The organism is Pedobacter sp. KH_004 (assembly GCF_057840755.1).
In genome coordinates, this window is record NZ_CM174519.1 from 4,286,941 (window position 1) to 4,309,494 (window position 22,554).

21 protein-coding genes and 1 pseudogene are annotated in these 22,554 nt (G+C 37.4%); 17 read left to right on the forward strand and 5 right to left on the reverse strand.

Going from position 1 to position 22,554, the window contains the following annotated elements; all coding sequences use genetic code 11:
- Window positions 1-189 precede the first annotated feature (189 nt).
- The 3 genes from AC3ITD_RS18410 to AC3ITD_RS18420 are packed head-to-tail and all read right to left on the reverse strand — an operon-like array spanning window position 190 to window position 3,319.
- Window positions 190-678, reverse strand: a complete 489-nt coding sequence (locus tag AC3ITD_RS18410; protein ID WP_489361961.1) for a gliding motility lipoprotein GldH — start codon at window positions 676-678, stop codon at window positions 190-192.
- Window positions 647-2,167, reverse strand: a complete 1,521-nt coding sequence (gene ricT / locus AC3ITD_RS18415) for a regulatory iron-sulfur-containing complex subunit RicT (RefSeq protein WP_489361963.1) — start codon at window positions 2,165-2,167, stop codon at window positions 647-649. Before ricT ends, AC3ITD_RS18410 begins: the two co-directional genes overlap by 32 nt.
- 3 nt (window positions 2,168-2,170) lie before the next feature.
- Window positions 2,171-3,319 carry a DNA polymerase III subunit gene (locus AC3ITD_RS18420; protein ID WP_265797110.1) on the reverse strand — a complete coding sequence of 383 codons (1,149 nt, stop codon included), beginning with the start codon at window positions 3,317-3,319 and terminating at the stop codon, window positions 2,171-2,173.
- Window positions 3,320-3,630: 311 nt separating this feature from the next.
- On the opposite strand from AC3ITD_RS18420, the gene ruvX reads away from it, so the two are divergent.
- From ruvX to AC3ITD_RS18455, 7 genes are all read left to right on the forward strand, one after another.
- On the forward strand, window positions 3,631-4,047 hold the full coding sequence (gene ruvX / locus AC3ITD_RS18425) for a Holliday junction resolvase RuvX (RefSeq protein WP_489366707.1): 417 nt from the start codon (window positions 3,631-3,633) through the stop codon (window positions 4,045-4,047).
- Window positions 4,048-4,055: 8 nt separating this feature from the next.
- Window positions 4,056-4,691, forward strand: coding sequence for an O-methyltransferase (locus AC3ITD_RS18430; protein WP_489361966.1), 636 nt, complete (start codon window positions 4,056-4,058; stop codon window positions 4,689-4,691).
- Window positions 4,692-4,856: 165 nt separating this feature from the next.
- On the forward strand, window positions 4,857-5,528 hold the full coding sequence (locus tag AC3ITD_RS18435) for a glucosaminidase domain-containing protein (RefSeq protein WP_265797113.1): 672 nt from the start codon (window positions 4,857-4,859) through the stop codon (window positions 5,526-5,528).
- Window positions 5,529-5,591: 63 nt separating this feature from the next.
- A complete protein-coding gene (locus AC3ITD_RS18440; RefSeq protein ID WP_265797114.1) occupies window positions 5,592-6,434 on the forward strand; it encodes a glucosaminidase domain-containing protein in 843 nt (280 codons plus the stop codon).
- Between the two features lie 48 nt (window positions 6,435-6,482).
- Window positions 6,483-7,235, forward strand: a complete 753-nt coding sequence (locus AC3ITD_RS18445; RefSeq protein WP_265797115.1) for a hypothetical protein — start codon at window positions 6,483-6,485, stop codon at window positions 7,233-7,235.
- On the forward strand, window positions 7,232-7,552 hold the full coding sequence (locus tag AC3ITD_RS18450) for a hypothetical protein (protein ID WP_489361969.1): 321 nt from the start codon (window positions 7,232-7,234) through the stop codon (window positions 7,550-7,552). Before AC3ITD_RS18445 ends, AC3ITD_RS18450 begins: the two co-directional genes overlap by 4 nt.
- Window positions 7,553-7,648: 96 nt before the next feature.
- On the forward strand, window positions 7,649-8,650 hold the full coding sequence (locus AC3ITD_RS18455) for a DUF3078 domain-containing protein (RefSeq protein ID WP_265797117.1): 1,002 nt from the start codon (window positions 7,649-7,651) through the stop codon (window positions 8,648-8,650).
- Here AC3ITD_RS18455 and AC3ITD_RS18460 read toward each other — a convergent pair whose 3' ends face one another.
- A complete protein-coding gene (locus AC3ITD_RS18460; RefSeq protein WP_265797118.1) occupies window positions 8,651-9,382 on the reverse strand; it encodes a siderophore-interacting protein in 732 nt (243 codons plus the stop codon).
- Window positions 9,383-9,429: 47 nt separating this feature from the next.
- Between AC3ITD_RS18460 and AC3ITD_RS18465 the strand changes: the two genes are divergently transcribed.
- Window positions 9,430-10,470 carry a helix-turn-helix transcriptional regulator gene (locus AC3ITD_RS18465; protein ID WP_489361972.1) on the forward strand — a complete coding sequence of 347 codons (1,041 nt, stop codon included), beginning with the start codon at window positions 9,430-9,432 and terminating at the stop codon, window positions 10,468-10,470.
- A 4-nt stretch (window positions 10,471-10,474) separates the two neighbouring features.
- Here AC3ITD_RS18465 and AC3ITD_RS18470 read toward each other — a convergent pair whose 3' ends face one another.
- Complete coding sequence (locus AC3ITD_RS18470; protein ID WP_489361974.1) at window positions 10,475-12,901, reverse strand: DUF5916 domain-containing protein; 2,427 nt, start codon at window positions 12,899-12,901, stop codon at window positions 10,475-10,477.
- A gap of 439 nt (window positions 12,902-13,340) precedes the next feature.
- Here AC3ITD_RS18470 and ffh point away from each other — a divergent pair, with 439 nt between their 5' ends.
- From ffh to AC3ITD_RS18515, 9 genes and pseudogenes are all read left to right on the forward strand, one after another.
- Window positions 13,341-14,681, forward strand: a complete 1,341-nt coding sequence (ffh, locus tag AC3ITD_RS18475) for a signal recognition particle protein (RefSeq protein WP_265797121.1) — start codon at window positions 13,341-13,343, stop codon at window positions 14,679-14,681.
- A gap of 341 nt (window positions 14,682-15,022) precedes the next feature.
- Window positions 15,023-15,130, forward strand: coding sequence for a magnesium chelatase subunit ChlI family protein (locus AC3ITD_RS18480; RefSeq protein WP_489361976.1), 108 nt, complete (start codon window positions 15,023-15,025; stop codon window positions 15,128-15,130).
- Between the two features lie 334 nt (window positions 15,131-15,464).
- Window positions 15,465-15,665, forward strand: a pseudogene (locus AC3ITD_RS18485) (GxxExxY protein); the annotation flags it as partial.
- Between the two features lie 90 nt (window positions 15,666-15,755).
- Window positions 15,756-16,508, forward strand: coding sequence for a LytR/AlgR family response regulator transcription factor (locus tag AC3ITD_RS18490; RefSeq protein WP_489361978.1), 753 nt, complete (start codon window positions 15,756-15,758; stop codon window positions 16,506-16,508).
- A gap of 114 nt (window positions 16,509-16,622) precedes the next feature.
- A complete protein-coding gene (locus AC3ITD_RS18495) occupies window positions 16,623-17,666 on the forward strand; it encodes an MBL fold metallo-hydrolase (RefSeq protein WP_489361980.1) in 1,044 nt (347 codons plus the stop codon).
- A 158-nt stretch (window positions 17,667-17,824) separates the two neighbouring features.
- Entirely contained in the window at window positions 17,825-19,624 is a 1,800-nt protein-coding gene (locus AC3ITD_RS18500) for a tetratricopeptide repeat protein (protein ID WP_489361982.1), read from the forward strand.
- Window positions 19,625-19,634: 10 nt separating this feature from the next.
- The gene (locus tag AC3ITD_RS18505) at window positions 19,635-20,297 is read left to right on the forward strand and encodes a hypothetical protein (protein WP_489361984.1); all 663 of its coding nucleotides are present in this window, start codon (window positions 19,635-19,637) and stop codon (window positions 20,295-20,297) included.
- A 324-nt stretch (window positions 20,298-20,621) separates the two neighbouring features.
- Window positions 20,622-21,266, forward strand: a complete 645-nt coding sequence (locus AC3ITD_RS18510) for a hypothetical protein (RefSeq protein ID WP_489361986.1) — start codon at window positions 20,622-20,624, stop codon at window positions 21,264-21,266.
- Between the two features lie 32 nt (window positions 21,267-21,298).
- A complete protein-coding gene (locus tag AC3ITD_RS18515; protein WP_489361988.1) occupies window positions 21,299-22,528 on the forward strand; it encodes a PQQ-binding-like beta-propeller repeat protein in 1,230 nt (409 codons plus the stop codon).
- Window positions 22,529-22,554: the final 26 nt, after the last annotated feature.

Sequence of the window (22,554 nt, forward strand, 5' to 3'; positions counted from 1 at the left end):
CCTCTGAACGAAAAGTAATTACATCAAAATACGCAAAGAAAACAAAGTGGAGCGAAAAACGAATGTAGAATTTACAACGGAATTCAAAGATATGTTTGGGATGTTGCGAAAAAAAAAGCGCTACACATTTCTGTACAATGCTTATGGTTCAATTTTCTTAATCAAAAACCAGGCAGCAAGCACTGGATGCTATTCAACCTCCTCCACCAAAATACCAACGTCACTAACTTCGACTAAAGGATTATCACGCATATTTTGCTCAATTTCGATCTCAAATTTTCCTTTTCTCGGGAAACGATGATTTTCCAATAACGGCAAGGTATAACTGAATAAATTTCCTGACCCACTACCTAACCATTCTCCATCTTTTTTAGCCAATTGAAATTCGAACCGTTGATTGACCATCGCTTTTCCATCTTTAAAATGAGCCAGAATAAAAATATTTGAATATTTGTATTCAGCGGTGTGCCTCAACTTAAAATAAACATGGTAAGCTTTTGTATTATCTTTTATTTCAAATGCAGTGTTAATATGATTGCGATAAGACCATTTGCGGTCCGGAATTTGCACATTACTATCAATAACACTCGAGGTACATCCTGTAAAAAACGATGCAACCAACAGAAAGCTCCATAAAAAAGCTGTTTTATTCAGAAGCAGGTTTATTCTCGGAGCCATTTGTATTGTTTCGGCGGTTATTATTTTTTCTACGGTTATTTCTGTTCTTGTTTTTACTTTGCTCAGGCTTCGCACCTTCAATATTTTGAGTTCCCTCTGCCTTAACTATGGGTTTCTGCTGCTGAGGTTTCGGTCCGGCATTTTGCGGTTTTGGTCCGTTAACATGAGCAGGTTTTGGCACCGCTTGCTGTTGGTTTCTTTGATTGATATGCTGAGGTTTTGCACCAGCATTTTGAGGCTTAGCACCTTGTTGAGGCTTCTGAGTATTCTGCTGCGACCTGTTACCAGGCTCACTACTTTTTTCGCCAACCGAAACACGCTCTCTTCTGTTATCGTTTTTATTATTGCGATTTTTAGAATTCCTGTTTTGATTATTTTTCCCTCTCGAACGTTCATCCAAACGGGTTAAACTATCCTGGCCAACCACGTTTTCGTAATCGAATGATTTTTCAACCACTACCGGAGCAGCAATCTGAACAGCTTCTTCTTTAAGGTTTGGCGCTTTTTTACCAGCCTTGTTCATCACCATGATTTCCTTAACCCGAGCGGCCTTAACCGGAATCCAGTTTTCATCACCCTGATAACTAAACCACATTATTTTCTTAAAAATATCGGTTTTCTGGTGACGGGCATAACCCGCTTCAGTATCTAAATTCTCAATGCGGTCAGGGATATCCTTCAGCGCATCTAAATAGGTATCCAGCTCATAATTTAAACAACATTTCAACTTTCCGCACTGACCGGCAAGCTTCAACGTATTTAAAGAAAGGTTTTGATAACGGGCAGCAGCAGTAGAAACCGTTTTAAAATTGGTTAACCAGGTAGAGCAGCACAATTCGCGTCCACATGAACCAATTCCACCTAAACGACCAGCTTCCTGGCGCATTCCTATTTGGCGCATTTCAATACGGATCCGGAAACTTTCAGCCATTTTTTTAATCAGCTCGCGAAAATCGACACGACCATCAGCCGTGTAAAAGAAAGTTGCCTTTGTTTTATCAGCCTGGTAATCCACATCGCTAATCTTCATTTGCAAACGAAGATCCAAAGCCAGTTTACGGGCTTTGTGCATGGTTTCCCATTCCATCTCTTTGGCGGCGTTCCATTTTTCTACATCCGCTTCGGTAGCTTTGCGATAGATTTTTTTGACTACCTGATCCAAAGAAGTTTTGCGTCGTTTCATTTGTACGCGAACCAATTCGCCTGTTAATGATACATGGCCAACATCAAAACCTCCGGTTGGTCCTTCAACAGCAACCAGTTCGCCAATTTCCAAATAAATATTATCCGTATTAAGGAAAAATTCTTTTCTTGAACCTTTGAATTTTATTTCTGTAACCTGAAAAGGTTTATAACTTGAGGGCATATCCAGGTTGGATAGCCAATCGTGAACTTCCATTGTTTGGCATCCACCGGTGCCACATGAGCCATTACTTTTGCATCCATTAGGGGTGCAACCACCACCTGTTGAACAACTTCCACATCCCATAATCTAATTGTATATATATTGAGTCCCCTGAGGGAGCGTTTTAAACTTTATAATTTTTACCAACTGTAAAGATACATCTAAAAACAGAATTTTAGGATTTGCATTTCTTTCGATATGGTAATGTGCTTTCTCCAACTCAGCAATTATTGCTTCGGCCATTGGTAAAGTAAGTACATGTGCGCTGAGCTTTTTTGCGGTTTCAAGCGTTAACGGAGGCAGTTTAACCAGGTCTTCTGCTCCACTTAAAATTAAGCAACATTCGCGTAAATAATTTACACCGTACTTTAAAAAATTCTTTTGATTTTCCCTTCCCCACTTTGCCGCCTCATCGGTAAAATCTATCAATTCGGGCACTTTGTTGCTAAAACCATTTCTAAGCCAACTGGTAAAGGTACCAGAGCTGTCACTTTGCGTATCGGCGGCAAGTGCCTTAGCCTCTATCAAATTTCCATCCGCCAGAAATGCGTAATCTATCGCCTGATGCTCGGTTAAGCTGCCTGAATTCAGCAAATAATCCGTAACCTCTGTTCCGGTAAGTTTTGGTATTTTAACAATTTGCGTTCTCGACAATATAGTAGTTAAAATTTGATCCTGACTTTGTGCAATCAAAATAAACAGTGTATTTGCAGGTGGTTCTTCAATGAGTTTTAACAATGCATTTCCAGCTTTATCCAAATACTCAGGCAGCCACATAATCAAAACCTTCGTTTCAGCTTCAAAAGCTTTATAGCTTAATTTTTTTATAATATCGTGGCATTCGGCTATCGGAATATTTGCTTGTTTGTTGGCTGCATCGAGTTTCGATCGCCAGATATCCATATCAAAATACGGATCATGCATCACCATACTGCGCCATTCTTCCAGCACATCTACGGCAGTTTTTGTACTGGCAGACGCAAAAAATGGATAAGAAAAATGTAAGTCGGGATGAATGAGCCGCTCATACTTTCTACAGCTTGAACATTCTCCGCAGCTATCATTTTCCATTTTATTTTGACAGTTAATGTATTGCGCATAAGCAATTGCCAATGCCACCGCACCAGAACCAACCGGCGATAAAAAAAGCTGGGCATGGCTCACCCGGTTTTCCTTAACCGTTTGCACCAATTGTTGCTTTATTTTCTCTTGTCCGATGATTTCTTTAAACTGCATTTGGTGCAAAATAAGAAATAGATATGAGAATTGAAGCTTTGTTATTCTGATCTTCTTTCCGGAACTGTATTTTTTAAATTAAAACGACATTTTAATAATTAGAAAATCAAGCTCCGGTAATGCTTTTGATCCGTTCGGTCCCTCTTTGGGCTTTCTCCCAATTGGACCAATTTCGGGATGACGCTGCATTAGGCTCTGGAAAGCAAGTGAAGTCGCTTTTCCTTCCAAAAACCCATTTACCAAAAAACCTTACCTTTGGGGCTTTTAATTTTCGCAATGGTCAAAGCATTGCGCCACAGGCAAAACACTATATGGCAAGAATTCTCGCTTTTGATTATGGAACTAAACGTATCGGCATTGCCGTAACCGATCCCTTGCAGATTATTGCGACTGGCTTGGATACTATCCATCCCAAAGACATTATCGACTATATCAAAAGGTATATGTTAGCGGAGCAAGTCGAGGCATTTGTTTTAGGCGATCCAAAGCAAATGGATGGATCAGATTCTGAATCAAAACAACATGTTAAAGGTTTTTCCACGCTACTTAAAAAATCTTTCCCAACAGTACCCCAGCATTGGGTTGATGAGCGTTTTACCTCCAAAATGGCACAGCAGGCCATTATGCAAAGTGGCTTAAAAAAGATGGATCGGAGGGATAAGGATCGGGTGGATACCATCGCCGCCACCATTATTTTACAATATTTTATGGAAACAAACCGTTTATAACCGAATACATGAGCTTAATAAACGACGATTTACAACAACTACTTGTTAATTATTGCGAACCCGAAAGTGAGTTGCTTCAACATATCGATCGCGAAACCAACCTTAAAGTTTTAATGCCAAGAATGCTTTCTGGCCACTACCAAGGCCGGGTTTTGAGTATGTTGAGCAAAATGGTATCGCCAAAAAAAATTTTAGAAATAGGGACTTTTACGGGTTATGCTACCCTTTGCCTAGCAGAAGGACTAATGCCCGATGGGGTGATTTACACCCTGGATATTAATGCCGAACTGGAAGATATGGTCAGAAACAATTTTGCCAAATCGCCGCTAAATGACAAGATCAAATATATAATAGGAGATGCGACTGAAACTGTAAATCAATTGGATGAAGTTTTTGACATCGTTTTTATTGATGCGGATAAGAAAAACAATGGCATCTATTACGATTTGATTTTCGATCGCGTTCGCCCCGGCGGAATTATCATTGTTGATAATGTGCTATGGAGTGGAAAAGTACTGCAAGAGAAGCAAGATAAAGACACCCGGAATATTACTATTTTTAATGATAAAATTACTGAAGATGAACGGGTTGAAAAACTAATACTACCTGTTAGAGACGGATTATTTGTGATTCGGAAAAAATAAAAATTCGTCATTACCAGGCGCGAAGCAATCTCATTCGACAGATTGCTTCGCGGTCTAGCAACGACGACCAAATGAAAAAAAATGAAACCATCATGATTTTTCAAACCAAACCAAAATGAATAAAATCATGATAGCTTCATCAATATGAAAACAAATTATACACTGATGAAAAATATATTTACTTTTTGCCTTATACTTTTAAGTGTAATTACCGCCAAAGCACAAGACACGGAAGACTATATTGCCGAACATGTGGAAGTTGCGCAAGAGTTAATGCGTGATCATCAAATTCCGGCGAGCATTATTTTAGCGGTTGCCATTCATGAATCTGCTGCTGGAAACAGCCGGATTGCTCAGCATCTAAATAACCATTTTGGCGTTAAAGGGCCAAACAATAACGCTGATATCCGTTCTGCTTACCGCGATTATGAAAGCGACGAAGAATCTTATAATCACTTTGTAGAATTGATGGAAACCCGAGCGCCTTTCAATGGTCTATTTGGCAAATACGATCGATACGATTATAAAGGGTGGGCTAGAGGAATACAGAGATCTGGCTATGCCCGAAGCCGAACCTGGGCTAGCCAGGTTATTGCCATGGTAGATAAATACGATCTTTATCAATACGATGAACGCCCTGAAGATTATATAGCGCCTGTTTATAAATCGCCTGTTTACCATCGCAAGAAAAGATCTACATCAAGATTTTATACTGTAAAAGCCGGCGATAACCTCGGTGTCATTGCAAGAAAGAAAGGCACAACAGTAAAAACACTGATGAAAAAGAATCGACTTAAATCCGCCAGACTAAAACCAGGACAACGAATTAAGTTTTAAGTTTCAAAAAAGCTATCTCTTAAACATAATTTTACTTAAACAATTATCAACAATAACTATATAATGCATTCATCCTTTCGCTTATCATTTCTATTTCTCCTCATCGTTTTGGCCAGTTCTTGCAGTTCACGGAAGTTTTCGAAAAACAACAAGCAAATTGAAAAAGCGGCTAACAAAGCCAATAACAATAGTTATAAAAGCTACAACACTTTAAGCTATATCGATGAGTTTAAAGCAGTCGCCATTGAGGAAATGAATTCGGATGGTATTCCAGCGAGTATTACTTTGGCACAGGGTATTCTGGAATCAGGTAGCGGAAATAGCGATTTGGCTAAATATGCAAATAATCACTTCGGTATTAAATGTACCTCGGACTGGAAAGGAAAAAATTATTTTCGTGATGACGATCAAAAAAATGATTGTTTCAGAGTGTATAAAGATGCACGGGAATCTTTCAGAGATCACTCGGAATTTTTGAAGCGTAAGCGTTATAGTTTTTTATTCCAACTGGATAAAAACGATTACAAAAGCTGGGCTCAAGGCTTAAAAACTGCTGGTTACGCCACCAATCCAAAATATCCTGACCTGCTGATTAACATGATCGAAAAATATCAGCTTTATCAATACGATCAGTCGGAAAGCGAGAAACAGAAAATAGCTCGCGAGGATCGCGTTTTTGCAGAAATTAACCAAAATATACCGCAGGAAAAAAAGAAATTTACGCCCGTTGATACCCCGCCGCCAGGAGCAAAACCAATTATTGCCGATGGAACCTACACGGTTATAAAAGGCGATACCCTTTATAATATTGCCAAACGTTTCAATTTATCAGTTGATGAACTTAAAATGCTGAACGAAATGACTACAGATGGAATTAAACTTGGCCAGGTGCTCAAGGTTAAATAATGTTAATACTAAACATTGCCTGGCAGATATTTGTAGTTTTGTAAACACATGAAACTTTTTGTAACCATTGCTTTTCTTTTTTGCTTCACAATGGCGCTACATGCACAAAATAAACCTGTGCAGGGTATTGTTATTGATAAAGAAACCAAGCAACGATTAGCCAAAGTTTACATATATAATGTGCGCAGTAAAGATGGTTTGTATAACAACACAAAAGGTGAATTCAGCACTTATGCCATTTCTGGTGATACACTCGTTGCTGCACTTTCTGGATACGGTGTAGATACGATTATTTTCAAAGGCCAAACTGCAGTTTACTTTCAGCTGAAATCTCTGGGAATCAGACTCCGCGATGTGGTAATTGCACAAAAGAGATTAACCCCACAGCAGCAATACGAAAAATCGATAAAAGAATTCCGCTATCAAACCATGAAGGGCAGCAGTAAAGACCTTTTGAATTTGGGCACCGGCGGAGTTGGTTTGGGCATTGATGCGATTTATAATTTATTGAGCAGACAAGGAAGAAATGCCCGCCATCTACAGAAGATATTGGAAAAAGACTATCGGGAAGATTTAATAGATTATCGTTTTAAAGCTTCTTTGGTTCAACAGGTTTTAGGTATAAAGGATACTGAATTGGAAGACTTTATGCAACAATATCGTCCAACTTATCAATTTGTACTTGATGCCGATGACTATGCTTTCAATGTATTTATCAAAAATGCTTATCGCAGCTACCGGCTTAACCCAAAGGCTTTGCAGTTGCCTGCTCTGCCTAAACTGACAATCGAAAAGTTGTGAAAGCACCAATCCTGATAATTAAGCATTTACCCGCCGAAGGAATGGCAATTTTTCCCTTCATTTTGTTGAAGTCGAAGAAGCTTAAATCCGATATGGAAATCATCAATCATGAGAAAATTCATTTAAGGCAACAGCTGGAATTATTGATTTTACCTTTTTACCTGCTTTATTTAATCAATTACCTGTTTAATTTGATCATGTATAAAAAGCATGATTTGGCTTACCGAAAAATCATATTTGAACAGGAAGCCTACCGGCATGGGGCAGATCTAAGATATCTTAAAAACAATAACTGGTATGGCTGGATTAAATGGTAATAACGCGTCATTTTTAGTCGTTTCATAATTGTCTATCAGACATTCATTTTGTTAAAACCTTTTTATCTATAGAATTTTTGTTTTTCTTTGTAACCCATGAAGAATTGTTTAGCCGCCCTAATCCTTATTCTAAGTATCTGCTCTACGAAATTATTTGCACAGGTAATTGATACCGTCCCGATCAATACTAAAGACATGAACATTAAGCTTAAGCGTAGTCCGCTACCTAGCAGACAGGGGCCTCTAAATTTCGAGCCGGTAAAAATTCCTCCGTTTATTGTGAATGCAAAGGTTAATTATTGGAAAACCAAAACCTCCATAGGCATCAATGTAAACCAGGCGCAATTTAGCGATAACTGGAAAGGTGGAGGTGTGAATTCTGTAGCCGTAGGCGGTCTTTTAAACTGGAAAGCAGAATACAACAAGAATAGTTATAGTTATGTGAGTGAGGTAATTTTGCAGTACGGTAAAATCAAAAATAAAGATCAGCTGCAAAAGAAAACCAACGACCGCATTTTCTGGGATAACAAAGCTTCGTTTCAGTTATCAAAAAACTGGTTCTTTTTCGGATCTGTTAACTTTGAATCGCAGTTTGATAGTGGTTATCGTTACTTTAGAGATGGAAATGGTGAAGAACAGCAAGTGTTAATCTCCAGATTTATGTCGCCAGGATATTTAACTGAATCAATCGGTTTTGAGTACAAGCCAAATAAGTATTTCTCAACTAGAATTGGTACGGGTACCGCCCGCCAAACTTTTGTATTAGATACTGCTGTTTATGATAACAAAGCGAATGTTTTCGGGGTTGATAAAGGCAAGCATTTTAGAAATGAACTGGCCTTTCAGGTAGTAAGTGCTTTTGATAAAGACATTTTCAAAAACACCAACTTAAAAGCACGTTATGCCATGTTTATTCCTTACGAAGACATTGCCGTAAAACGCGTCGACCATAGATTAGATGTTGCATTAACAGCAAAGATTAACCGCTTCATGAATACCAGTTTAACAGGTGTAATTTTGTATGATACTGATACGGACGCTAAAGTTCAGGCCAGCCAAACTTTAGCGCTGGGTTTTGCTTTTGTTTTCCCGAGGTAATTAAGCACCACCTATTTTACCCATTTCCCAGTAGGGCATGGTAATAATCTGATTGAAACCTACGCCTCTTTGTTTCAGGTATTTTTTAAACTGCTGAACCGATTTTGCCCGGCCAGTTAAATAAAAGGTTGCATACTGCCACATTTCCCAACATTTTGGATGCATGTTTTCCATCCATTGAATGGCTCTTTCGGCAGGAATACTTTTATCTACTGGCACAGCATCTATCAAAAGCTTGATGCAATTCAAAGCTTCGAAGTTCTCTTCGTCAAGTTCCAGTATCCCAAAATATTCTTCATCCATTTCAACTGCTTTTTTTCCGAGCGATTCATATAAACCGATGCTGGTTTCATCACCAAAAAAGAAATGCTGACTTGAACCATTATTATACCTCACCCTGGCTTTATCGATAATTAGTTTTAACTGATCGCCAGGCTTAATATTTTCAGCAAAGGTATTGCCTGGTCCACGCCTGTTTAAATAAAAAATCACTTCACAGGTTTGATCTTCCCTGTTAAATCTTGAGACGGTATAATGCCTGTATTCGTTGGCATTTACCCTGAAAAGAATTTCCATCCCCGGAATAAATTCAGTTTCATAAAAATCTCCTTTAAAGGTTATGCATTTTATGTTGCTGCTTAGCATTCTGGCTTCGACAACTTCAACCTGAACTATTTTATTGCTGATCAATTTCTCTACTGTATTAGCCAGCCATGATGGTAACTTTGGCATTGTTTAAATTTGTTTAGTAACTTTGAGCAAAAGTAATGGTCTAAAAAATGTTTCCTTTTACAGCAAAAGGAGAAAAATTTATATCAAAAGGATTTTTTATGGCCTTAAACATTTATGATAGTTCAGATCGCCATTACGTTGTAGGGTCTCTCTTCAATGAAATTGAATTCAACCAACCCTTAGTTAGAGAAACCCGCGAAAAGTTAAGTTTTCCATTCGGCGATGCCGAAATGGTACAGATTATATTTTCTGGGATATCAATTGTTTATGGTGACATGGTGATGAAAGAAAATCGGTTAAAGATTAAATCGTTGGATGAGCCTGATTTGGTAGAATTACACTTTTCGATAAGTGGTAATGGCATCATGAATAACCACCTTACAAACCGGAGCATCAGTATAAAATCAAATCATCATAACATCCTTTACACTCCTGATTTTGATGGAACAGCCAACTTTGATAAAACAGGTAAGTATAAGTTTTTTGAAATTCACTTTCAGAAAGAACGCTTTGTAGATTTAACTAGCGACAGCAGCACTTTACTGAAGAACTTTGCAGAGAATATCATGAACAATAAATCTGCAGAGTTATCGGAAGAACATCTACCAATCAGTTTTGCCATGCACAACTGCATTAACGATATTATGAATTGCCGGTTTTCCGGAGGATTGAAATTGCTATTTCTACAATCTAAATGTGTGGAACTACTGGCCATGCAGGCACAAGCATTTGAAATTGCGACGAAGAAAGTAGATAAATCAAAATTAAAGACAGTTTATGATCAGGATCGGATTTACTATGCTAGAGAATACCTGATTCAGCATGCCAGTAGCCCGCCATCGCTACCCGAACTTGCGAAAGTTGCGGGAATAAATGAATTTAAATTGAAGCAGGGTTTTAAAGAAGTTTTTAATGATACTGTATTTGGACATTTAAGCGATTACCGGTTATCAAAAGCAAAAGATCTTTTATCGGATAAATCAAAAGACATTAAGCACATTGCAAATGATCTTGGTTACTCATCAGTTCAACATTTCAGTAATGCTTTTAGTAAAAAATTCGGCGTTAGTCCAGGCAAAGCTAGATAGTTTCTCAAACCTTTTTCCTTTTTTTCTTAAGATCCAGATAATCTACAAAGTACAATACTTTAACAGATAAACTATTGTTTTGAGGTGCAGCAAGAATGCCGCCCAAATTACGGTTGTAACGTTGCGTAAAATACGAATCGTAGGTTTCGGCTGCGTCTTTATATGAAAGTGATAATGTACTGCCTGGTGCAAACTGCCAGGTATAAATTAAATCGATATTAAAAACATTATAGTTTCGGTCCATCCCCGTTAAAGCGGGGCCGTGATAGTCGGTTAAATTACCATTTGGGGTTAATAAGTAAAACTCTTTGTTTCTTCTGTCGCTCCAATAATGCCTTAACACCACGGTAACCCCCATTAAGTTGGTAAAGGTGTACTTTGCATCAAAAGAGTTTTCTACTGTACGTCTATCATATTTAGAAAAAATTGCCTGGCTACCTTGTGATGTTACCCAGTTTGCATAGTTATAATTTGGGTTGAAATTCAAATCCAAACCAAAAGCAACTTTGTCATTTAGGCGGAAATTTTGAAACAGGTAAAAATTATATTCCTTGCCCCCAAAGCGTTGTTGTTGGAAGAAGCGAACATTTCCACCAAAATTATACGCTTTAGTACGATTGGGATTGATGTAGAGCCCAATACCGTAACTTTCCGGCGCTTTATACATTTGTCCGTTTCTTGCCTCGTAAAAATCATTACCCTTCGAATTATAGCTCATATCTATTTCTGCCGACCATAGATTTCTAAAACGCACATAAGCACCGCCATTTGCTACCGTATTTTGGTAATTGCCAGGATTTACCCGTCTTGAATAGGTAACATTCAGCCAACTTTGCATTTCATTAAACCACTTGCTCGGCTTGAAAATATTGTACCCAAGTCCAATTCTTTGATCAAAAAAATTATTGTTGGTAAAAAAACCCAGATCCGAAGGATCAAATTGATTGTCGGCATAAACCTGATTATAATTCCAGGTAAAATTGCCGCTTTGTTTCCCCAAACGCAGCGTATAACTATAGCCCGACGTGCTGCTTTCTTCGCCACGTAAGTAGCTCATTTTAGCTCCGCCATTAATAAAATATTTATTGTTTTTATTATTTAAGTTAAAGAGCAAAGCACTCACATTGGCATCATAAGCACTTCCCTGACGTAGCACATTTGTATTGATAAATGTTGCTGAACTGTTATTTTTTAACGATTGATCGAAAACCAAAATGTTATAATTGGTGAGCGGTTGTGTTTCTACGTTTCGAACATTTCCTGCTCCATCCTCTACTTCGGTTTGCATGCTGTTAGTGATGGCGTTAAAAATACCAATGCCTAAACCTTTTGCCGTACGCCCAGATATTTTGGTTGCGTTTAATAGTTTCGCTTCGGTTTGATCTCTAATAATTTTATCATCTTGCCCTACGCCAGAATAATTATAGTAGGAAGGAATAGAACCAATCCGTTTGGAATAAAACAGATCGCCTTTATTAAAAAGTTCTGTTCCTTCGGTAAAAAATTGCCGGTTTTCATTAAATTTTACCTCAAACGGAGTAAGGTTTAAAATGCGATTATCGGACTGGACTTGCCCAAAATCCGGTACTAAGGTCATATCTAGCGTAAAGCTGTTGTTGATTCCATATTTTACATCCATACCGCCATTGAAGCGGGATGTAGTATTTTTTACGCCAGGGATATTTGCTGGATAATGATTTACGTAAGCAGAAACGTACGGTGAGAACGACAAACGTAGTGGTGGCTTAATGTCTTTTAAACCTGTAAAAAGTCCTTCCTGATTAATGAAACCATTAACTTTTGGATCAACAAAATTCCAAAACGTTTGGATATTGGTTCGTTGAATTCGGCGACTAAAGTTTAAACCCCAATTTTGAATTTCCTTACCCGAAAAACGCAAGGCAGAATAAGGAATTTTCATTTCGCAGGTCCAGCCTAAATCGTCTAATTTTACAGCACTTTCCCATACGGCGTTCCAATTCGGGTCTTCGTCGCCAACTTGAGAGTATTTAGCATCAAACTGAACGCCTGCAGCAGTAACAAAAAAACCATTACCATTCATTTTATCGTAAAAAGGGTCGACAATGATTGAAATAAAATCGGCATTACCGATATTATCCCTCGAAACCAACTCGTGTGAAACGCTATCCTTATCATCGTACATCCGGGCGTAAACGTAAATGGCCACATCATCATACAGCACTTTCATTTCCGTGCGTCGATCTTTTGTTTCCACTCTACCAGGCACGGGTCTTATTTCGAAAAAATCAGTAGCAATTGGCACCTTTACCCAGCAGGCATCATCTAAAACACCATCAATTTTAGGAGTTTCAACTGTTCTCACCGCTTTAAGTTCCTTTTGTTTAGCAGGATCTTGGGCAGCACAATAAGAATACAGGAATATAAAGATAAGAGTTGCCCAGCGTTTCATTTGTTTAGGTTAGTTAAGTATAAGACTAGCTAATGTTAGATATGTTGCACATGAAAAGAAAATATCGAATCAATAATAGCTAAGTATTTGAATCGCAATACCTTAAAACAACATTAGAATACCGATTAACCCAGGGTTTAAGTGAAAGGGTTTGTGTTTTTAATAACGTTTGGCTAGCAGGCCGTTGTTTCTAAAGGTGACAGAAAAGGAGATACTTTTTATAAACCTCGTAGGTTCTGAAAAACCTACGAGGTTTGCGTTAAAAAGATCGAAGTGTATCGTAGGATTGATGTCTCCTAAATAATACTGAACTTTCATTCCAAAAAAAGATTTTTGACTTTGTGGTGCAGCGATTTACAATCAAAATTTGATACATTTGCCTTTTATTAAAAACAGTGGCTTTTCGTTCACTACGATTAGCTTTTTAGCTTAAAAAAACATGTTTGATAATTTACAGGACAAGCTAGACAGAGCATTTAAAGTATTAAAAGGACAAGGCAGCATTACGGAAATCAACGTGGCGGAAACCATGAAAGAGATTCGTAAAGCGTTATTAGATGCCGATGTTAACTATAAAACAGCCAAAACATTTACAGATGAGGTAAGGCAAAAAGCATTGGGTCAAAACGTATTAACTTCGGTTTCACCTGGCCAATTGCTAACCAAAATAATGAATGATGAACTTGCGGCCTTAATGGGTGGCGAGGTTACAGAGCTGGAAACTAAAGCCAACCCGACCATTATTTTGATTGCGGGTTTAAACGGTGCGGGTAAAACTACTTTCGCTGGCAAACTGGCTTTACACTTAAAAGGTAAGGGCAAAAAACCTTTATTGGTTGCCGGTGATATGTATCGCCCTGCAGCGGTAGATCAGCTGGAGGTTTTAGGAACTTCGGTTGGTGTTTCGGTTTACGCAAACCGTGAATCGAACGATCCGGTAGCCATTGCTTTGGAAGGAATTGCTCACGGTAAACAAAACGGAAATAACATCATCATTATAGATACTGCAGGTCGTTTAGCGATCGACGAATCATTAATGAATGAGATATCGGAAGTTAAAGCCAAAACACAGCCACATGAGATTTTATTCGTAGTGGATTCAATGACGGGTCAGGATGCGGTAAACACGGCAAAAGTTTTTAACGACCGTCTTGATTTTACGGGTGTGGTTTTAACCAAATTAGATGGTGATACCCGTGGCGGTGCTGCGCTTTCCATTAAATCGGTAGTGAACAAGCCAATTAAATTTATTGGTACCGGCGAGAAAATGGAGGCGCTTGATGTCTTCTATCCAGATCGTATGGCATCGCGTATTCTGGGAATGGGTGATGTAGTTTCGCTTGTTGAACGGGCACAAATGCAGTTTGATGAGAAAGAAGCTGCAGAGTTGCAAAAGAAAATACGCAAGAATAAATTTGATTTTAACGATTTCTATAGCCAGATTCAACAAATTAAGAAGATGGGTAATATGAAAGATTTGATGGGCATGATTCCGGGAGTGGGTAAGATGATGAAAAATGTGGATATACAGGATGATGCATTTAAATCGATCGAGGCAATCATCAATTCGATGACACCCTTCGAAAAAGAAAACCCTGATGCAATCCAGCAGAGTCGCCGTTTACGTATCGCCAAAGGTTCGGGTAGCAAAGTAGAAGAGGTAACCAAGCTGATTAAACAGTTTGAGGATATGCGTAAAATGATGAAACAGTTTTCGAACCCGGCAGCCGCAGCAGCGATGATGAAAGGTATGCCAAAAATGCCAATGGGCAGAAGATAGGTTCTTGAACTTAAAGCTGAAATTAAATATTTGAAATCCCAATCGGAAATGATTGGGATTTTTTTGTTTGCTTCTTTTTTTTGTAGCTAAAGCCCTAATTGACTTATTAAGTTAAGTCAGCTAAGCAGACTGCAATGAATTCAACATATGCCGTTAATATCTATTACGATTGAAGTAAGCATAAGTGCCGGTATAAAAAAAGCAGATTTACATTATAATGCCCAAATGAGGCCAAATATGGTGCAAAAAGTTTGTGCGATAAGTGAGGTCGGCACCACACTCCTTAAATCGGCGATCGGCTGTTGGGCTTATCTGATAGGGCTTATGGGAGGATTTTAAATGTGACTAGAACCTTTGCAGATTTAGATGGGAGCGAAAATGTAGCATCGGAGCATTTAGCAGAATCAATCAACTATCGAAGTTTAGAGAGAGATGGCTGGACGAAATAATTTCAATAATCGACAAAGAGTGAAGCATGAACTGGTAGAAATATAGGTACAGAGTTTCAATAAAGTGATTAATAAATATAATTTATGTAATTCATATTAATAGAAAAGAAACAACCATATGGATATAGATTATGTAGTGAGGAGCAAATATTATAAACCTTATATTTATGTGGTTCAAATAAATAGAAAAGCTTAAATGTAAAATGGAGATGACGACCAACAAATATCTAAAGGAAATGACTTATAATGTAATTGATGCCGCTAGAGAAATACACAATCTCTTGGCCCTGGTTTATTAGAAAGCGTCTACCATGAATGTACAACACATGAGCTTACCCTCAGAAAAATATATTTTTTAACAGAAACCTCCATGCCGGTTCGATAGAAAGAAATAGAAGCAACAACCGATTTAAGATGTGATCTATTAGTAAAAAATTGCTTAGCTGTTGAAATAAAGGCATTCAAAACTATAGAACCCATTTTCGAAGCACAGATCCTCAGCTATATGAATTATTGGAAGGTCTGTAAGGTTTGATCATTAACTTTACTGTGTTAATATTTTAGTGATGGACAAACGACATATATCAATGATTTTTACCGATTTTTAGAAGATTAAACGCCCCGAATGATTAGAACGCTTATAATTGAAGACGAACCTGCCATCCGCAAAGAAATTGAATGGCTTTTGCAACAAGAAACACAGTTTAATTTGATTGGTTATGCAACAAGCGTAGCTGAAAGTTTAGTGCTCATTAAAGCAACAAATCCCGAATTAATTTTAATGGATATCCAGCTTACTGACGGCACAGCTTTCGATATCTTAGACCAGTTGGATGAAATACCTTTTCGCATTATATTCATCACCGCATATAATCACTTTGCTGTTAAGGCGATAAAATTTGGTGCCCTAGATTATCTTTTAAAGCCCTTGGATGATGCAGAATTTAAAGCTGCATTAGCTAAAATTGCTACGAATGATGAAGCCAATATTACACAGCAAAAACAACAGATTTCCATTTTAAAATCACAATCTGGATCTGGAGAAAGTAACTTAGACAGTAGAATTGTATTACATACCCTAGAATTTTTGCAGGTTTTGCAGCTTCGCGAAATCATTTATTGCCAGAGTGAAGGGGGTTACACCAACTTTTTCCTAACTGAAGGCCGAAGGATTATGATCTCAAAACCACTCAAATTTTATGATGAACTTTTGCCCGAGAAGTGGTTTCTACGTCCCCATCAATCTTATTTGGTAAATGTTTTATACGTTGATAAATTTCTAAAATCCGGTACAATTGTATTGAAAGATAAAACCGAAATTCCGGTATCAGGGCGTAGAAAAGATTACATTTTGCAGCACATTAACCACATCGAATAAAGAACTTCAATTTGTCTCTCAGTCATGAAACAGAAAGTATTAAAAATCTTGAAATGGATATTCGTTGTTTTAGTTTCATTGATTTTGATACTATCAGCTGTTACTTATTTATACATGAAAAAGCCACTTTTTGGTAAGGCTGCTGAAGGTGTAAGGCTTGAACGAATGAAAAAATCGCCCCATTTTAAAGATGGTGTGTTCCATAACCTCAATCGTACACCTGAACTTACGGAAGGTTATAGTACCATAGGCATTATTTACGATAAACTTTTTGGAGATCACCCGCGATTAAGTCCTGTAGATAGTATTCCATCGATGAAGGCAGATTTGCTGCATTTACCCATTGATTCAAACATTTTAGTCTGGTTTGGTCATTCTTCTTATTTTATTCAACTGGATGGTAAGCGCATTTTAGTTGATCCTGTTTTTAGTGGAAATGCTTCGCCAATTCCAGGTACAGTTGTAGCATTTAAAGGCACCGATCGTTACAAAGTGGAAGATTTGCCGAACATCGACTATTTAATCATCTCACATGATCATTACGATCATACAGATTATGAAACGTTAATCAAGCTCAAATCGAAAATTAAAAAGGTATTCTGCGGTTTGGGAGTAGGCGCCGATTTTGAAGACTGGGGATATAATGTTGAAGATATCTACGAGAAAGATTGGGATGAAACCATTGATTTAGGCGATGGTTTTTTTATACATACTACGCCTACAAGGCACTTTTCTGGCAGGGGTTTCACAAGAAATAATACGTTGTGGATGTCGTATGTTTTTCAAAGTCCGACTATGAAGATTTATATAGGCGGCGATAGTGGCTACGACACGCACTTTGCCAATATCGGCAAGAAGTTCGGCCCAATAGATTTAGCGATTTTAGAAGACGGGCAGTATGATGTTAAATGGAAATACATTCACTTGAAGCCCGCAGAGGTATTAAAAGCAGCGCAAGATTTAAATGCAAAACGTCTTTTCCCTGTGCATTCATCAAAATTTGTACTTGCAAATCATCCTTGGGATGAACCTTTAGTAAAAATTACAGAACTAAATAAAATCACCAAAATCCCATTGGTAACGCCAATGATCGGCGAGTTTGTTTACCTTAAAAAACCCAACCAAATTTTTAAGCCCTGGTGGATTAGCATAAAGTAGCAATTAAGGCCGTGGCATCATTATAACGAATAATAATGCAACCGCTACAATACCGTTTTTTTCGGTCGGCAATTAATAAAGTTTTAAAACTGTTTTCTGGTTCTTGAGTATATTAAGGAACATTAAAAAATTTTAAGTAGTTGGCATTGCTTTATTATATGAGATTGAAGTTAATTATTCCATTAGTTCTAATAAGTCTGTTTGTTGCAAATTTCACGGTTGCACAATCAAAAACTTATTTTGAGAAAAAGGCAGATTCGCTAACTAAAATTGGTCAGGAACAAAAGGTGATTCCTTACTTGGAGAAGGAATTAAAACTCGCACCCAAAAGTGAGCCGCTTTTGCGATTATTGGGATTTTACCATCTTCGAAACAATAATTTAGTAGTTGGTGAAAAGTATTATCGAAATGCATTATTAATCAATCCTAAATGCGCCAGATGTTATTTAAACATTGGCCGTATACAAGCCATAAAAAATGATGGAGCAGAAGCTTTGTCATCAATAGATAAAGCTATTTCGCTCGACCCAAAAGATGCATTACTATTTTTGACAAGAGCAAACACTAAGGCTCAATTTAACGATAAATTCGGTGCCCTTGCAGATTATAACAAAGCAATTGAACTGGCGCCCGATAATGCTGAATATTATACCGCCCGTGGCGCCTACAACGCCGACAATGGTTATCATGCTTTAGCGCTTGCCGATCTTAATAAAGCAATTGCTCTGTTACCTGAAGGCTACGACGCCTATTTTTATCGTGGAGGTGTCTATTACAATCAAAACCAAGTGGAAAACGCTTTAAGCGACATCAATAAAGCCATTGTTTTAAACGACAAGCAAGCACATTTCTACAATGGAAGAGCATCAATTTATGCAAACCTAGGGCAATTCGACAAAGCACTAGATGATTACACCAAATCCATAAAATTAGATCCCTTAACCTACACTGGATATTTAATTAGGGCAAAAATTTATTATGAATTAGAAGATTTAGATGCTGCCTGTACAGATTATTCAGCGGCTAAGGCAATAGTAATCAGTAAAAAAAATTACGATACTGAATTATTAAAAATGATTTCCGAATCTTCTGCCGATTTCTGCGATGAAACCAAGCCAAGCTATTATTACCAAAGGGGCATCGCCCAGTATAACCTAAAACAGTATGATAAAGCTTTAGTCCAATATGCTAAGGGCTTGGAAAAATTCCCTAAAAATGCCATGATGTTATCATTTAAAGGCAATGCTTATCTGGCGCTGGCCGACTATAAAAATGCTACCGCAAATTACAAAGCATCATTAGAGAACAAGGAAAACCTTCTTCATGACATCGAAATAAACCCTCGTTTTGAGACAGCAACGAAGGGTGACATCAGTCGCTATTATCATTCGTCTTTAGCATCCATTTATTCTGGTTTATCTGATTGCTATTTAAATGCCGGAGCCCTGGAAGAGGCACTCAATTCGATAAACACCGCATTATCTTTAGCGCCAGATGTCAAGGATTTTGAGAAAGAAACTTATTTCAACAGCCGTGGAAATATCTACTTAGCTACCGAAAAATATAAGCTGGCATGGAGTGATTTTAATAAAAGTCTTGAGTTAAAAAATGATTATGCACTTGCTTACGTCAATAGGGCGATCGCTCGCGTAAGCCATTCCGATAATATAAAAAAAACTACTTATCGTGTAGCTACAAAAATAGCCAATCAACCGGCAAGTTTTGGTTGGATAGTGAACGAAAAATCATCCGTTAAGAAATCTCAGGAAGAACTACTTCTTGCTTTAGCAGACTGCAATAAGGCTATCGAGTTGGATAAAAGTTTAGGTTTTGCCTACTACGTTAGAGGATCTATTAAAGAGATTTTGGGGCAGAAAGATTTTTGTATTGATATACTTACCGCCAAAAAAATGGGCCTTGAAATCGATGAAAACATGTTGAAGATTTGCAATCAATAACTAATTAAATATGAGATATTTCTTTTTGTTTTTTGTTTTACTATCATTAGAATCTACAGCACAAGTTTTGCCAAACTTTGTTATACCGGCCGGGCGAATAAAGGTTTTTGAAACCAAGGGCGACTTAGATAAAGATGGTATTGATGAGGTGATATTGGCTTTCAATACCACTAAAAAAATAGACCGAACAGGTTATACCAGAGAATTATTCATCTGTAAGGTAGTTAATGGCACTTTAAAACTATGGAAAAAAAACACATCAGTATTATGGAACAGCGAGGATTGTGGTTTTTGTACCGACAACGGGATTGATTTAATCATTAAAATAAAGAATAATACTCTCATTATTGAGCAAACCTTTTGGCACAATACAAGGCATACCAGTAAGTACAAAAACATTTATCGCTACCAGAACAATGATTGGTTTTTGATAGGTTCAACTTATAAAGACGATTATAATTGCGGCTATCATCATACTTTTGACATCAATTTTTCGACAAAGCAGGTACATGTGAGTTATGATAACGAAGATTGCGAAGATTCTGTTCAATTGTATCCCGCTACAGAAAAATTATTTAAATATCCTTTTAAATCCGTTCCGAAAATGGATGGATTTACACCCGGAAGAACTGAAACCAAGATCCCTAATTCTAAGCAATTTTTCTATTATTAACCCTACCTGGCAAGTCGGATAATCGTTTATTTGCGACAAATAACGGATGAATATTAACGAATAATAAACGGGTGTGAATTGCTAATGCAGTTTACTTAGTTTAGCGTTGTTAAGCAAAAACATCCTTAATCTATGAGGATTAAATGTTGAATTTATAGCTTTTAGTTCTGTTAACAGCTGTTTGGTTTTAGGAACGTAACGCCTCTCATTTGATGGTACTGGCGGCGTAAAATTTCAGTATGTACATATCAAGTATGTACTGTATTTTACGCCTCCTCATCAAAACCTTGAATTCTTTTATTTAATCATATTGATACTCAAAGAATGAAAAAGATACTCATTTTAGTTTTCTATCTGGCGAGTGGAACAATCGCATTTTCCCAATCAAGTTATTCAGAAATTCAAAAGGATGTTAAAGTAGCAGTTTTAAATTATTCAGCACAGAACGCTAACTACTTAGTTCTAAAAAAATTAGTTACCGGTTTCGAAAGTGCCAAAAAATTAAACCCCGGTTATCTAAAGAAAGATAATATGGGAATTGCGATATTTCTATCAAACCAAAACTCTGAACTGGATATATTCCCTGCCCGCTATACCTTCGAAAATGATAAGATAAATTTGTCCGCTTTGCGAGATAAAAACACCAAGAAACCGAGTGATGATATGCGGGAGTACGTTAAGACATATATCGAGGATTTTAATCAGTTGGGTAATACCAAAATATTTAAAAAAATGATTTATAACGCGCCAGAAACTGACGGAACTTACACAGCCAATAAAACGGAACAAATTGTGAAAGAAGCTTATGCAACTACCTTTGTACGTGGCAACGATACCTGGATGTATGCGATGAGTACAGGTAACCAGGGAATTATTTTGTATGCTTTTAAAATGACCATTTCTGGTGAAAACTTGCTGGATAAAAAGAACAGAGCGCAAGCAAATAAAGTAAGTTTTCCGATGTATTAGGCTAAATTTCGTTTAAATATTCTATCTAAAATATGAGATCAACACTTCAATTGGCTATCCTTTTATGTTTGGTAATAAAAGTAACAGTCGCACAGCCTCCTACTATATCAGCACCAAAAAACAAAGACAAGAGCTTCTCTAACAATAACATCCTTACCATGGATGATATGGTTTTCGACCAGTTGATTACACAGGTTAAACCTACAGCCTTAGATACCAACAGCATCCTGATATACGACTCAAATGGCATATTGAAATCGATGAACTTGAAAACCAAAAAAATAAACTGGGAAGTAAAAGCATCGGATGCTGACCGGCACATTAGCGGAAATAATAAATTTTATATAGAAAACGGAACGGTATATATTCCTTTTATCAATGGCGAAATCTTTGCTTTAAACAATCAGAATGGTAAAGTTTACTGGAAATCGAGGCTGGGAATTATAAAAGATGAAATAGTACTTAAAGGGCAATCGGCACAAGTGGTTAATGGCGCAATTTCATTGAGTGCTCAAAGCAGGAATCAAAATATTTATTCAATAGACGCCAAAAACGGCAAACTGATCTGGAACTATAAGTTGGATTATCCTTACAATCACCTTCCAACCCTTACTTTCGGAAATAAAGTTTTCGCACAGAATGCTCCCTACCTTTTAAGTTTTGACGCTAAAACAGGCCACTCGCTTTACAAAACAGGTTTCAAAAAGGCTATGTATGGAAAACCGGTTACCGATGGCAAAAACGTTTTTATCCCTGATGAAAGTGAAACATTGTTTGCAATAAATCCAGACAAGCTATCCATTTTATGGGAATTCAAGCTGGAAAAAGGACAATACAATATCAAGGAAAAAATATTTACCAAAGACAGCAAAGTTTTCTTCGGCACAACCTCATCCACTGAAGCATCTGTGTATGCATTGAGCGCATCTAATGGCGAAAAACTTTGGAAAACCAACTTCAATGCGTCCATCGCTTATTTGTTGGATAAAGCCGATGCCATTTGGGGTTACACCAAAAACGGATTACTTTTTGAATTAGATCTCAAAACTGGTGATAAAAGGAGTGAGGTACAATTGGCAAACCTTCCCCTGTCTAACCTCGAGTTTTTGAACAAAAATGAAGTTTTATTTTATAGTAAAGCTGGGCTCGTTAAACTAAATCTAAAAACCAAAGAAGAATCAATTTTACTTGCCCATCAAAAGATAGATGATAATAACAAAAACGATGCATTTATCAAACTGCTGAAAAATTCGAAGAATTAAATTAAGATTTCACTAATCTAATGCAA

Coding starts and splice junctions, on each gene's coding strand:
- AC3ITD_RS18460 (WP_265797118.1), bottom strand. CDS start 9,382: ATGCCAAAGTTACCATCATGGCTGGCTAATACAGTAGAGAAATTGATC.
- AC3ITD_RS18435 (WP_265797113.1), top strand. CDS start 4,857: ATGAAAAATATATTTACTTTTTGCCTTATACTTTTAAGTGTAATTACC.
- AC3ITD_RS18455 (WP_265797117.1), top strand. CDS start 7,649: ATGAAGAATTGTTTAGCCGCCCTAATCCTTATTCTAAGTATCTGCTCT.
- ffh (WP_265797121.1), top strand. CDS start 13,341: ATGTTTGATAATTTACAGGACAAGCTAGACAGAGCATTTAAAGTATTA.
- AC3ITD_RS18510 (WP_489361986.1), top strand. CDS start 20,622: ATGAAAAAGATACTCATTTTAGTTTTCTATCTGGCGAGTGGAACAATC.
- AC3ITD_RS18445 (WP_265797115.1), top strand. CDS start 6,483: ATGAAACTTTTTGTAACCATTGCTTTTCTTTTTTGCTTCACAATGGCG.
- AC3ITD_RS18410 (WP_489361961.1), bottom strand. CDS start 678: ATGGCTCCGAGAATAAACCTGCTTCTGAATAAAACAGCTTTTTTATGG.
- AC3ITD_RS18430 (WP_489361966.1), top strand. CDS start 4,056: ATGAGCTTAATAAACGACGATTTACAACAACTACTTGTTAATTATTGC.
- ruvX (WP_489366707.1), top strand. CDS start 3,631: ATGGCAAGAATTCTCGCTTTTGATTATGGAACTAAACGTATCGGCATT.
- AC3ITD_RS18470 (WP_489361974.1), bottom strand. CDS start 12,901: ATGAAACGCTGGGCAACTCTTATCTTTATATTCCTGTATTCTTATTGT.
- AC3ITD_RS18490 (WP_489361978.1), top strand. CDS start 15,756: ATGATTAGAACGCTTATAATTGAAGACGAACCTGCCATCCGCAAAGAA.
- AC3ITD_RS18515 (WP_489361988.1), top strand. CDS start 21,299: ATGAGATCAACACTTCAATTGGCTATCCTTTTATGTTTGGTAATAAAA.
- AC3ITD_RS18495 (WP_489361980.1), top strand. CDS start 16,623: ATGAAAAAGCCACTTTTTGGTAAGGCTGCTGAAGGTGTAAGGCTTGAA.
- AC3ITD_RS18420 (WP_265797110.1), bottom strand. CDS start 3,319: ATGCAGTTTAAAGAAATCATCGGACAAGAGAAAATAAAGCAACAATTG.
- ricT (WP_489361963.1), bottom strand. CDS start 2,167: ATGGGATGTGGAAGTTGTTCAACAGGTGGTGGTTGCACCCCTAATGGA.
- AC3ITD_RS18505 (WP_489361984.1), top strand. CDS start 19,635: ATGAGATATTTCTTTTTGTTTTTTGTTTTACTATCATTAGAATCTACA.
- AC3ITD_RS18465 (WP_489361972.1), top strand. CDS start 9,430: ATGTTTCCTTTTACAGCAAAAGGAGAAAAATTTATATCAAAAGGATTT.
- AC3ITD_RS18500 (WP_489361982.1), top strand. CDS start 17,825: ATGAGATTGAAGTTAATTATTCCATTAGTTCTAATAAGTCTGTTTGTT.
- AC3ITD_RS18440 (WP_265797114.1), top strand. CDS start 5,592: ATGCATTCATCCTTTCGCTTATCATTTCTATTTCTCCTCATCGTTTTG.